The organism is Aliarcobacter skirrowii CCUG 10374 (assembly GCF_003544835.1).
GTDB lineage: Bacteria > Campylobacterota > Campylobacteria > Campylobacterales > Arcobacteraceae > Aliarcobacter > Aliarcobacter skirrowii.
Window position 1 is genome coordinate 1 of sequence record NZ_CP032099.1, and the last position, 11,937, is coordinate 11,937.

General features: G+C 26.8%; 13 protein-coding genes. 6 read left to right on the forward strand and 7 right to left on the reverse strand.

Annotated elements, in window-relative coordinates; genetic code table 11:
• The 3 genes from dnaA to gyrB all read left to right on the forward strand — a co-directional run bounded on the left by dnaA (position 1) and on the right by gyrB (position 4,872).
• On the forward strand, positions 1-1,311 hold the full coding sequence (gene dnaA, locus ASKIR_RS00005; protein WP_066352169.1) for a chromosomal replication initiator protein DnaA: 1,311 nt from the start codon (positions 1-3) through the stop codon (positions 1,309-1,311).
• Between the two features lie 150 nt (positions 1,312-1,461).
• Positions 1,462-2,532 (forward strand): DNA polymerase III subunit beta, encoded by a 1,071-nt coding sequence (gene dnaN / locus ASKIR_RS00010; RefSeq protein ID WP_066160592.1) that lies wholly within the window; start codon positions 1,462-1,464, stop codon positions 2,530-2,532.
• 18 nt (positions 2,533-2,550) lie between these two features.
• Positions 2,551-4,872 (forward strand): DNA topoisomerase (ATP-hydrolyzing) subunit B, encoded by a 2,322-nt coding sequence (gene gyrB, locus ASKIR_RS00015; protein ID WP_066352167.1) that lies wholly within the window; start codon positions 2,551-2,553, stop codon positions 4,870-4,872.
• 1 nt (position 4,873) lies between these two features.
• On the opposite strand, the gene ASKIR_RS00020 is transcribed toward gyrB, so the two are convergent.
• A complete protein-coding gene (locus ASKIR_RS00020) occupies positions 4,874-5,842 on the reverse strand; it encodes an NAD(P)-binding domain-containing protein (RefSeq protein WP_066352166.1) in 969 nt (322 codons plus the stop codon).
• 114 nt (positions 5,843-5,956) lie between these two features.
• Here ASKIR_RS00020 and queF point away from each other — a divergent pair, with 114 nt between their 5' ends.
• The 3 genes from queF (at position 5,957) to ASKIR_RS00035 (ending at position 7,529) form a co-directional block, all read left to right on the forward strand.
• Entirely contained in the window at positions 5,957-6,334 is a 378-nt protein-coding gene (queF, locus tag ASKIR_RS00025; RefSeq protein ID WP_066352312.1) for a preQ(1) synthase, read from the forward strand.
• Positions 6,335-6,346: 12 nt separating this feature from the next.
• Positions 6,347-6,919: a helix-turn-helix domain-containing protein gene (locus ASKIR_RS00030; RefSeq protein WP_066352165.1), complete on the forward strand. Its 573-nt coding sequence runs from the start codon at positions 6,347-6,349 to the stop codon at positions 6,917-6,919.
• Between the two features lie 202 nt (positions 6,920-7,121).
• On the forward strand, positions 7,122-7,529 hold the full coding sequence (locus tag ASKIR_RS00035; protein ID WP_066160602.1) for a YqaA family protein: 408 nt from the start codon (positions 7,122-7,124) through the stop codon (positions 7,527-7,529).
• Here the strand turns inward: ASKIR_RS00035 and ASKIR_RS00040 are convergent.
• From ASKIR_RS00040 to ASKIR_RS00065, 6 genes are read right to left on the reverse strand one after another with little or no spacing between them, the layout of a single operon-like run.
• Entirely contained in the window at positions 7,526-8,338 is an 813-nt protein-coding gene (locus ASKIR_RS00040) for a class I SAM-dependent methyltransferase (RefSeq protein ID WP_066352164.1), read from the reverse strand. The genes ASKIR_RS00035 and ASKIR_RS00040 overlap by 4 nt on opposite strands.
• A gap of 10 nt (positions 8,339-8,348) precedes the next feature.
• Positions 8,349-9,203 (reverse strand): ABC transporter ATP-binding protein, encoded by an 855-nt coding sequence (locus ASKIR_RS00045; RefSeq protein WP_066352161.1) that lies wholly within the window; start codon positions 9,201-9,203, stop codon positions 8,349-8,351.
• The gene (modB, locus tag ASKIR_RS00050) at positions 9,200-9,895 is read right to left on the reverse strand and encodes a molybdate ABC transporter permease subunit (RefSeq protein WP_066352159.1); all 696 of its coding nucleotides are present in this window, start codon (positions 9,893-9,895) and stop codon (positions 9,200-9,202) included. Before modB ends, ASKIR_RS00045 begins: the two co-directional genes overlap by 4 nt.
• Positions 9,888-10,280, reverse strand: coding sequence for a TOBE domain-containing protein (locus tag ASKIR_RS00055; protein WP_066160614.1), 393 nt, complete (start codon positions 10,278-10,280; stop codon positions 9,888-9,890). The genes modB and ASKIR_RS00055 overlap by 8 nt, the downstream gene beginning before the upstream one ends.
• Before the next feature lie 11 nt (positions 10,281-10,291).
• A complete protein-coding gene (modA, locus tag ASKIR_RS00060) occupies positions 10,292-11,038 on the reverse strand; it encodes a molybdate ABC transporter substrate-binding protein (protein ID WP_066352157.1) in 747 nt (248 codons plus the stop codon).
• 10 nt (positions 11,039-11,048) lie between these two features.
• Entirely contained in the window at positions 11,049-11,831 is a 783-nt protein-coding gene (locus tag ASKIR_RS00065; protein ID WP_066352155.1) for a TOBE domain-containing protein, read from the reverse strand.
• Positions 11,832-11,937 lie beyond the last annotated feature (106 nt).

The window sequence follows — 11,937 nt, forward strand, 5'->3', positions numbered from 1 at the left end:
ATGACACAAAAAGAGTTTATTTTAAATATCCAAAGAGAGACAGAATCTATTGACTTTGAGAGATATTTTAGACAACTTAACTTAAAAAAACTATCAAAAGATGAAAATATCGCTATTTTTGAAGTAGCTAATAGATATATTGCATCTTGGATAAAAAATAAATATGAAAATATATTAAAAGAGTTTTTTGAAAAATATAGCAATTTCAAACCAGATATTGATATTAGAGTTACTGGTGAAAAAAAACTAAAAAAACAAAATGAACTAGAAATTAAAAATCAAACTCCTGAAAGTACAATTTTAAATCCATCTTATACTTTTGACTCTTTTGTTGTAGGGCCTTCAAATCAAATGGCATATAATGCTGCACTTGCTGTTTCAAATAAACCAGGAATTCAATATAACCCACTTTTTATATATGGTGGAACTGGACTTGGAAAAACTCATATTCTTCAAGCTATTGGAAATAAAGCTTTAGAAGATGATAAAACTGTAATTTATGTAACAATTGAACAATTTATGAATGACTTTACATTTTCACTAAAAAATAAAAATATGGAGCACTTTCGTGCAAAATATAGAAATTGTGATTTACTTTTGATAGATGATGTTCAATTTTTAAGTGAAAAAGAGCTTACTCAAGAGGAGTTCTTTCATACATTTAATGAACTTCATAATGCAAAAAAACAGATAGTTATGACAAGTGATAAACTCCCTTCTCAAATTGCTGGACTTGCTGAAAGACTTAAATCAAGATTTGAATGGGGACTTACAACAGATATTCAAATTCCAAAATTAGAGACTAAAATTGCAATTATTGAAAAAAAATCAGAGTTAAATGGAATAAATTTAAGCAGAGATATAATCTCATTTATAGCAACAACTCTTGATAGCTCAATTAGAGAGATAGAGGGTGTTTTAATTAGAATAAATGCAAATGCTTCGCTACTTAATTTAGAGATAAATCTTGCTATGGTTCAAAATCTATTAAAAGATCAAATTAGAGAGAATAAAGAGAATATTAAACTTCCAGATATTATAAATGTAGTTGCAAGTGAGTTAAATATTAAACCAAGTGATATTAAATCTAAAAAAAGAACAGCAACTGTTGCAAATGCAAGAAGAGTTGTAATTTATCTAGCACGAGAGTTAACTCACAACTCAATGCCAGATATTGCAAAGTTCTTAGATATGAAAGATCATAGCTCAATTTCTCATAATATGAAAAAGACTCAAGAGCTTATGCAAAGTGATGAAAATTTTAAACTTGTAATTCAAAATTTAAAGAATAAATTAATAAATAAGGAGTAGAAGAAGTAGCTTAATGTGTGAAAAGATGTGAATATGTTTTTAGTTTTATTCACTATCTCAAAGTGTTATTTATTGGCTCTTTGAACTATATTTTCATCTTTTCACATAGACTACTACTAATACTAAAAAAATAGAAAAATAGGAGAACAAATGAAGTTGGTAATAAACAAACAAGTTTTAGAAAATGTTGTTAGCTCAATGCAACCTTTTTTAGAGAAAAAAGATTCAAGTGCAATTACTTCACATATCTATCTTGAAATTTCAAATAATAGATTAATTGCAAAAGCAACAGATTATGAAATTGGATTTGAAACTTTTGTAGAAAATATATCAAACTTTGAAGATGGAAAAACAACTGTAAATGGAGTTAATTTATTAAGTTTTATTAAAAGATTAAAAAATGAAGATATAACTTTAGAGACTACTTCTAATAATCTTGTAATTAAACAAAATAAATCAGTTTTTAAACTTCCTACTTATGATGCAAATGAATTTCCAACAATAAACAGATATGAAAATCTAAAAGAGTTATCAATATCTATGTTAAATTTTATTAACTCTATTAAAAAAATTTCTCCAGCAATAGATACAAATAATCCAAAATTTGAGTTAAATGGTGCATTAATTGATATTAAAAGTCAAAAAATAAACTTCTGTGCAACTGATACTAGAAGATTAGCTTTAACTCATTTAGAAAATATATCAAATAGTGAAGCTCAATTAATAATTCCAAAAAAAGCTATATTTGAAATTCAAAAACTATTTTTAGATGATGCAAAAATATCTTATGATAATACAAATTTAGTAATTTCAAATGAAAATAGTATCTTCTTTACAAAACTTATAAATGGAAAATATCCAGATTATGAAAGAATTATTCCAAATAATTTAAAATATAATCTTTATATTCCTAAAAATAGTGTGGTAGAATCAATAAAACTTGTAACTTCATTATCTTCAAATGTAAAAATATCTTTTACTCAAAATGCTATTTTATTTGAATCACTTGATGAAGATAGTGTAGCAAATACTCAAATTGATCTTGATTTAAATGTTGAAAAAGATTTTTATGTTGCAGTGAATGCTAAATATCTTTTAGATTTTTTTAGTATGTCAAATAGTGAAAAGATAAAAATAGGATTTAATGAATCAAATCTACCATTTTATTTAGAAGATGGTAAGTTTATAACAATTGTAATGCCAATTGTATTAGAAAAATAAAAGTAAGGATTTATAAAAATGTCACAACAAGAGTACGGTGCTAGTAATATTAAAGTTTTAAAAGGTCTTGAAGCTGTTAGAAAAAGACCAGGGATGTATATTGGTGATACAAATATAAATGGTCTTCATCATTTAATTTATGAAGTAGTTGATAACTCAATTGATGAGGCAATGGCTGGACATTGTAAAAATATAAAAGTTACTTTAACAAAAGATGGTTATGCAAGAATAGAAGATGATGGAAGAGGAATTCCAACTGCAATTCACCCAACAGAAGGTGTTAGTGCTGCAACAATCGCTTTAACAGTTCTTCATGCTGGTGGAAAATTTGATAAAGATACATATAAAGTTTCAGGTGGACTTCACGGAGTTGGGGTTTCAGTTGTAAATGCTTTATCAAAACATTTAAAAATGACAGTTTATAGAGAGGGAAAAATTCACTTTCAAGAGTTTAGTGAAGGTATTCCAAAAGCTGCATTAGATGTAATTGGAGATAGTCCAAGAAAAACTGGAACAACAATAGAGTTTTTGGTAGATGATACTATATTTGAAGTTACTCAATATGAGTTTGCAATTTTAGCTAAAAGATTTAGAGAGGTTGCATATTTAAATCCATTTATTACAATTACTTTAGAAGATGAAAAAATTAATAAAAAAGAGGTTTACCATTTTGAAGGTGGTATAAAACAGTTTGTTGAAGATTTAAATAAAGATACAGCTGTTTCTGAAGTTGTTCATTTCAATGATAGAGTTGATGGAGTTGAAGTTGATATTGCTTTAATGTATAACGATACTTATATTGAAAAAACTCTATCTTTTGTAAATAATATTAGAACAATAGATGGTGGAACTCATGAAGCTGGTTTTAAAGCAGGACTTACAAGAAGTATCTCTAAATATTTAAGTGAAAATGCAGCGGCTAGAGAAAAAGATGTAAAAATTACAGGTGATGATGTAAGAGAGGGTTTAATTGCTGTTGTTTCAGTTAAAGTTCCTGAACCTCAATTTGAAGGTCAAACTAAAGGAAAATTAGGAAGCTCTTATGTAAGACCTATTGCACAAAAACTTACAAGTGATAGTTTAGATAAATATTTTGAAGAGAATCCTACTCATGCAAAAGCTATTATGGAAAAATCTTTAATGGCTGCACGTGGAAGAGAAGCTGCTAAAAAAGCTAGAGATTTAACTAGAAAAAAAGACTCTATGAGTGTAGGAACACTTCCTGGAAAACTTGCAGATTGTCAAAGTAAAGATCCAACAATTAAAGAGTTGTATTTAGTTGAGGGTGATAGTGCTGGAGGAAGTGCTAAACAAGGAAGAGATAGAGTTTATCAAGCAATTTTACCTTTAAAAGGAAAAATTTTAAATGTTGAAAAATCTAGACTTGATAAAATTTTAAAATCTGATGAGATTAGAAATATTATAACTGCACTTGGTTGTGGAATTGGTGATGATTTTGATGATGAAAAAATTAGATATCACAAAATTATAATTATGACAGATGCCGATGTTGATGGTAGCCATATTCAAACACTTCTTTTAACATTTTTCTTTAGATTTTTAAGACCAGTTGTAGAAAAAGGTTATTTATATATTGCTCAACCGCCCCTTTATAGATATAAAAAAGGTAAAAATGAGATTTATTTAAAAGATAATAATGCACTATCTTCTTATTTAATTGAAAATGGATTAGAGAGTTTTGAATTCGAAGGAATGGGATATAATGATCTTTTAGATCTATTTAAACAAGTATCAAGATATAGATCTATGCTTGAGCAGTTAGGAAAAAGATACTCACTTTTAGAGGTATTAAAACATCTAATTGAAAATAGCGATTTAGTAAATTTAGATTTTAGCTCTTTATATGAAAAAGTTAAAGAGTTTATTGAAGCAAAAGGTCATAATATCTTATCAAAAACTGTTACAGATGAAAAAATTCAACTTTTTGTTCAAACAAAAGAGGGACTTGAAGAGTTAATTATTGATGATGAACTTTTTGCATCGCCATATTTTAGTCAAGCTACTTTTATTTTTAATAAATTAAAAGAGAGAGATTTAACACTATTTGAAGGTAAAGATTTAGTAAATCTACTTGAAGATATAGAAAATCTTGCCAAAAAAGGTGCATATATTCAAAGATATAAAGGTCTTGGAGAGATGAATCCTGAACAACTTTGGGAGACAACTATGACACCTGAAAATAGAAGACTTTTAAGAGTTAAAATAGAGGATGCTGAAGCTGCTAGTGATACATTTACTCTATTTATGGGTGATGAAGTTGAACCTAGAAGAAACTATATAGAATCTCACGCAAAAGATGTAGAACATCTTGATGTTTAAGCTAAAGGTTTAAACCTTTAGCTATATTTTGTGCAATTAAAAATCCATGATTTAAACTACTACAAATTGATCCTTCATTTATTGAAGTTATATCCCCAGCTAAATATAAGTTTTTACAACAACACTCAAAATTTTCATCAAAAACTGGTTTTAAATTATCACTAAACTTTACACCACAAATTTTTAGAAAATCAGTAGGAGCTGTTCCACCTATTGCATAAATTACTCTATTGAAATTTTCACTCTTAGCATTCGAGAAGTTTACTTTTACAAGTCCATTATCATCTTCTAAAGAGTTTATATCACAATTTAATTTTATAGTTAATTTTTTATTAGCTTCAAACTCTTTTAACATATTTTCATTTATTTTATTTAATCTTGTAAAACTCTCTTTTCTGTATGCTAAAGTTACAATATTATCATCCAAAGCTAGAGAATATGCATACTCAGCAGCACTATTTCCACCACCAACAACTAATATTTTCTCATTTTTTGAACAGCTATCAAGATTAAAATTTACATTTTTTTGAATTTCAATAGGTATTTTATAATCTGGTTTATTTGGTTTTCCCATCTTTCCAATAGCAACTACAACATTTTTTGCTTTTAAAATATTTGATTTTAAATGAACTTCAAAAATATCATCTGAGTTTTTAATAATCTTCTCTACTTCACTGTTATATAAAGGATTTATATTATGTTTTTTTAATAGATTTTCAAAATAATCCAAAATCTCCTCTTTTAAACCACCATCAAAATCTATACTCCCCAAAAGCTCAATTATTTGGTTTCTCCAATTTTTATCAACTCTTTTTCCATCTTTGTAAAAAGTTCTAATAGTATTAAAAAAGTTATCACTTTTTTCAACAACAGCAATATTATCTATGTTTTTTATCTTTAATTCAACAGCACAACTAATTCCTGAAACACCAGCTCCAACAATAACTGTATCAAATATTTTTGAACTCATATTTAGCCTTTTAAAATATATTTAAATTCTATCCTTATTTTTAGAAATTAGCTTTATAAGAGATATTTGGATAGAATATTTTCAAAAATTTTAAAAAAAAGGTTACTAATGGAAATAAAATATGGTGAAAAAGAGATTTTAGAGTTTGATATAAATAATCCTGAAAACTTTTGGCCAAATCAACATGATAAAAACTATATAATTGATATTGAGTTACCAGAATTTATGGCAAAATGTCCAAGAAGTGGTTACCCTGATTTTGCAACTATTAAGATTCAATATACACCAAATAAAAGAGTTATTGAGCTTAAAGCACTTAAAATTTATATAAACTCATTTATGAATAGATATATCTCTCATGAAAACTCTGCAAATGAGATTTTTGATACACTTTTTTCAAAACTAGAACCAAAATGGCTTAAAGTAGTTGCAGATTTTAAACCAAGAGGAAATGTGCACACAGTTATTGAAATAGATAGCTCAAAACTATAAGAGAAAAACACCTTGAAGAGATTAGTTAGCACTGCAGAAGCTTCAAAGATTTTAGGTATCTCTATTCAAGGTGTTCACTATCGAATTAAAAAAAATCAACTTGAACATACAAAAAAAGATGGAAAAATTCTAGTTTATATTGATGAGATTGATCAAAAATATTCTGAAAAATTGGACGATAATCTACTTTTAAAATTAAAAGATGAACAGATTTTAATACTTAAAAAATCACTAAAATATCTAAAAAAAATGCATCAAAAAGAGATAAAAAGATTAGAAAATAGTCATAAAATGGCAATTGATGTTTTTAATAGTGAGATAAAACTTCTTCAAAGTGCTTTTAATGAGATGAGAACAGTTTATAAAAATCAAATTGAGTATAATCAAAATGAACAAGAACAAAATCATAGTGAATTTATAACATTAAAAGAGTTTTTTGTAATATTAAAAAAATCATCAAAAAGTGATGAACAGATAAAAGATATAATAATAAATTCTATAAAAAATGGTGATAAAAGATTTATTTACAACAAATCTACAAAGAAAATTTTGATTTATAAAGATGATTTTAAAGATTTAATTTAAGAAGTACAAAGTACTCCTTTCCAGATACCCAAACACAACACTAAAAAAGGTGCCTTGCTATGTTCCCATCCTGGGGCGTTGTCTTTAGAAGTGCTTGAAAGGGTCTAAAAAGGAGCATTCAAAACACTTTTGTGTTCTCAATGCTACTTTTAAAGATTGAGATTTTATCTAATGTAACTTTAATATATAATAAAAGAGAAAAATGACATATTTAATACTTTTTATTTCAGCTTTTGCATCTGCAACTTTGCTTCCACTTGGAAGTGAAGCTTTGCTTATTTACAATATTAAAGAGGGTTTTAATATCTATGCTCTTTTATTAATTGCAACTTTTGGAAATGTTTTAGGCTCAATTTTGAACTACTATTTAGGTTTAAAAGGCGAAGAGTATTTAGTAGATAAAAAATTGGTTAAACAAAAATATATAGATAGTTCGAAAAGATATTTTGATAGATTTGGAGCTTTCTCTTTACTTTTTGCATGGTTACCAATAATTGGTGATCCAATCACTTTTATAGCAGGAGTTTTGAGATATGATTTTAGGAAATTTCTTGTTTTAGTAGTAATTTCTAAGTTCTCAAGATATCTTTTTATAGCTTTAATAGTTTAAATTTTATAACTCTTCTGCCAAGAGATAAATGCCCAAGTTAAACTCTCTTTATCTTTTTTATTTTTATAAGTAGTATTAAAATACTCTCTTAATATTCTCTCCTCTTTTTTAGATATTTCTCCTAAACTCCATTTTAAGCTTTGAATAAATTCATCTTCATCTGCAGTATCAAATTTTGAAGATTTTGTCTCAATAAAATCAACCTTTGCATAAATTCCCATACTATGAAGAGTATTTACTAAATAGATATAATCAGGTCGTGGAATAATATCTCTTTTTATTTGAGCTAAAATCTCTTTATCTATAAAACTTCCTCCCACTTTTGTTGTTATATAGACTCTTTTATTTGCTTTTTCATCTAATTTTTTTAAAGCTTTTTTTATATCTTTTACTTCCATAGACCTACTTGCAACTACAATATCAGCATTTGGAACATCTTCCCAAGAGTCATACCAAGATTTATGAATGCTTACTAAATTATCAATTTCTTTGTTTTTTGCATTTTGTTGTGCATAATTTAACATCTCTTTTGAATAATCAAGAGCATAAACAGTTTTTAATTTTTTTGCAAGAGCTAAACTAATAGTAGCAGGTCCACTTCCCACATCAAGCAAAGTTTTACAATCGCTTATATCAACTCTTTTTGTAAACTCTTTTGTATATGGACTATTTAAAACATTTTGACTAAAATGCAAAGCCTTTTTATCCCAATCACTACTACTTTTACTTTTAAAAGTAGAGTTATTCATCTGTATTTTATATAGTTTTGAAAAGTTCAATTTATCTAAATTTGTTTTTACAAGTGACATTTTTAATCCTTTAAATCTTTTTGATAGTTGGAGAAAATGCTTTTGTACTTACATTTACTTTTTCTCCAATTATTAAATCTTGAGCTTCTATATTTGAAATTACAACTTCTACAATTTGCTGACCAATAGCTACAATAGCGATATTTATAACATCAACTTTTATAATATCAAGTAGAACACCCTCAAAACTAAATTTTTGGCTTCCTTGAGTTTTAAGTAAAATATCTTTTGGTAAGCCATCATCTATAATTTTTCCATCTTTTAAAACTAAAACTCTAGATGCTAATTTATACATCTCACTTGGATCATGGCTCACCATAATAGTTGTAGTTTCAAACTCTTTATGAAGTGTTAAAATCTCATCTTGAAGTTTTAATCTCATGTGAGGATCAAGAGCTGAAAGTGGTTCATCCATAAGAAGTATTTTTGGTCTTTTCATTAAAGCACGACAAAGACTAACACGCTGTTTTTGACCACCACTTAAAGAGCTTGGATATCTATTTTTAAGCTCATACAAATCTGTTAAGCTTAGAAGTTGTTTAGCTAAATCTTTATCTTTTTTTACATAAAGCAAATTATCAATTACACTTAAATTTTCAAATAGTGCATAATCTTGAAAAACAAATCCTATATCTCTTTTTTGAATAGGTTTTTTAATCTTTTCATTTAACCAAATTTCACCATCTACAATAATCTCTCCAAAAGCTTCTTCAAGACCAGCAAGAACTCTTAAAAGTGTAGTTTTTCCACTTCCACTATCTCCACTTAATGCTACAAATTCGCCATTTTGTAAAGATAGATTTATATCTAAATTCATAACTCCATTTGAACCGTGAAGCTCTTTTTTTATATTTAAACTAATCATTTCACAATTCCAATCTTCTTTTGTTTTCCATTGAAAATGTAAACTGCAAGCAAAGTTATGAAACTAAGAATAATCATAATTAAACTATAAATATGGGCATTTTTATAATCCATGATTTCAACAAACTCATAAATTGCAATTGCTGCTACTCTTGTCTCATTTGGAATGCTTCCACCAATCATTAAAACAACTCCAAACTCTCCAACAGTATGGGCAAAAGTTATTATTAGAGCTGTTAAAAGTGAAGGTTTTATATTTGGTAGAGCAATAAATAAAACAGTTCTAAATTTGCTTTTACCACTAATATAACTAGCCTCAAGCATATTTTTATTTAAGCTTTCAAAACCACTTTGAAGCGGTTGAACCATAAATGGAAGACTATAAATACAACTTGCAATAATAATTCCATATAGATTAAATACTAAACTAATACCAAAATGCTCTTGAAAAAATTGACCAATAATTGAGTTATGTGATAATCCCCAAAGAAGATAAAATCCTAAAACAGTTGGAGGAACAACAAGCGGCATTGTGCAAAGTGCTTCTAAAAATGGTTTTATTTTTGATTTACTTTGCGATAAGTACCAGCTAAGTGGCAAACATAGCACAAACAAAATCAAAGTTGTTATAAATGCCAATTTAAATGAGAGCAAAAATGGAGCATAATCAACATTTAATAGATAATCAATCATTTAAAACCTTTAAAATTGATAGGTCACTAGCTTTTATTAAGATATATACCTTATCATCTATTTTAAGATTTAATCTTATAAAAGAGTCTTTTGTGATTATACTTTCAAAAATTGTATTGTTTAATTCTAAAGTTATACTACATAGAAGTTCACCACAATTTATATCTACTATTTTTGCAAGAGTTTGGTTTGATAAACTAATATCTTCTATAAAATTTTTAGAGATAATTATATTTGTTGGTTTTACTATAAGTTCAACTTTTTTACCAATAGTTATATCTTTATTCAGCTCTAAACTCATCATTTTTAAAGTTATATTATTAAAATCAAACTCTACGATATTTAAACTATCTTTTGTTCTAATCTCTTTTACTCTTGCAATCATAATCTCTTCTTTTATTTAACTAAGTATCCAAATTTTACAAAAATATCTTTTGCTTTTTTACTTAGAATAAAATCATAAAAAGCTTTTGCTTCACTATCTCCTTGAGCTCTTTTTAATATTACTATACCTTGATCAATTGGAGTATAAAGCTTAGGATCTACACTTACCCAGTGAATATTCTCTTTGTATTTTGACATCTTTTCATCATATAAAGATGATTTTGCTATAAATCCAATATCAGTTGCTGTTATAGCATAAGTTACAGTTTGAGAGATAGATTCAGCATATACAAGTTTATTTTCAATCTTCTCTTTTAGATTTGCATTTTCAAAAGCTTCCATAGTTGCTCTTCCATAAGGGGCTGTTTTTGGATTTGCAATAGCTATTTTATTTATATTTGAATCCTCAACTATGCTAATTCCTTTTTTTAAATCTAACTCTTTAGAGCTTAACATTGCTAAACTTCCTTGAGCATAAATAACAGGTTTTGTGATAGTTAAATTCTCTTTTTCTAAAGCTTGTGGAAATTTCATATCAGCACTTAAAAAAATATCAAATGGTGCACCATTTTGAATTTGAGCTGTAAATTTACCACTACTTCCTAAAGTTACTTGAATTTTAGTATCTGGATTTGTTTTATTAAACTCTTTTATTAAATCATTAATTGCATAACTTACATTTGCTGCAACTGCTACATTTATTGTTCCTGCAAAAGCAGTTGAATATAAAATCGCAAGTGTTAAAATAATTTTTTTCATAATATCTTCCTTATCTTCCAATCATAATATCAGACTCTTTTATAATAGCATCAACTTTACTTCCAACTTCTAATTTCATATTGTTTATAGATTCAGTAGTTATAACTGCAACAACTTTATCTTCATTTCCAATATTTATTATAACTTCTGAGTTTACCTTAGATAGATTGATTTGCTCTATCTCTCCTTTTAATATATTTCTAGCACTAATTTTAAATTCACTTTGATTTGATATTAAAACATTACTAGATTTTATAACAGCAACAACCTCATCAAAAAGCTCTAAACCAAGATTTTGTACAGCACTATTTGTTATAGTTGAAGTTAAAATATTTCCACTTTTTAGTTTTAAACTAATTTGAGCATTAACTTCTCCTAAAACTATATCTTGTACAACACCAACTATTTGATTTCTAGCACTAATTTGCATTGATAATCTCCTTATTGTTTTAAGTGTTCCACTATTTAAATCTGTAATTCGATTTAAATTTTCAATAAATTTTTTATGCTCCTCTTTTAGTAAAGAGTAAGTTTGTAAAATCTTCTCTCCATACTCCGTAAGGGTTGTTCCACCACCACCAGCTCCTCCTGTTTCTCTTAAAACAATAGCACTGTTGGCTAAATTATTCATAGCTTCAATAGCTTCCCATGCTCCTTTATAGCTCATAGGAACTACTTTTGCTGCTTTATTTATAGATCCTGTTTGTTTAATAGCTTTTAAAAGTTCAATTCTTTTTTCAAGTAAAAAAGGTTTATTTAAAAGCTCAAAAGTTAAAGTAGATGAAACTGGCATATTTCTCCTTGTTATTTTTGTAATATATAACGAGCAAGAATTCTATCTTTATATAACTTAATATATAATGATTTTTTATAAACTCTTCAATTATGATATTATTATA

Bases quoted from the DNA above. Each gene is read 5' to 3' on its own strand.
- ASKIR_RS00035 (WP_066160602.1), top strand. From the start codon at position 7,122: ATGACATATTTAATACTTTTTATTTCAGCTTTTGCATCTGCAACTTTG.
- modB (WP_066352159.1), bottom strand. From the start codon at position 9,895: ATGATTGATTATCTATTAAATGTTGATTATGCTCCATTTTTGCTCTCA.
- ASKIR_RS00020 (WP_066352166.1), bottom strand. From the start codon at position 5,842: ATGAGTTCAAAAATATTTGATACAGTTATTGTTGGAGCTGGTGTTTCA.
- dnaA (WP_066352169.1), top strand. From the start codon at position 1: ATGACACAAAAAGAGTTTATTTTAAATATCCAAAGAGAGACAGAATCT.
- ASKIR_RS00040 (WP_066352164.1), bottom strand. From the start codon at position 8,338: ATGTCACTTGTAAAAACAAATTTAGATAAATTGAACTTTTCAAAACTA.
- gyrB (WP_066352167.1), top strand. From the start codon at position 2,551: ATGTCACAACAAGAGTACGGTGCTAGTAATATTAAAGTTTTAAAAGGT.
- modA (WP_066352157.1), bottom strand. From the start codon at position 11,038: ATGAAAAAAATTATTTTAACACTTGCGATTTTATATTCAACTGCTTTT.
- ASKIR_RS00065 (WP_066352155.1), bottom strand. From the start codon at position 11,831: ATGCCAGTTTCATCTACTTTAACTTTTGAGCTTTTAAATAAACCTTTT.
- dnaN (WP_066160592.1), top strand. From the start codon at position 1,462: ATGAAGTTGGTAATAAACAAACAAGTTTTAGAAAATGTTGTTAGCTCA.
- ASKIR_RS00045 (WP_066352161.1), bottom strand. From the start codon at position 9,203: ATGATTAGTTTAAATATAAAAAAAGAGCTTCACGGTTCAAATGGAGTT.
- ASKIR_RS00055 (WP_066160614.1), bottom strand. From the start codon at position 10,280: ATGATTGCAAGAGTAAAAGAGATTAGAACAAAAGATAGTTTAAATATC.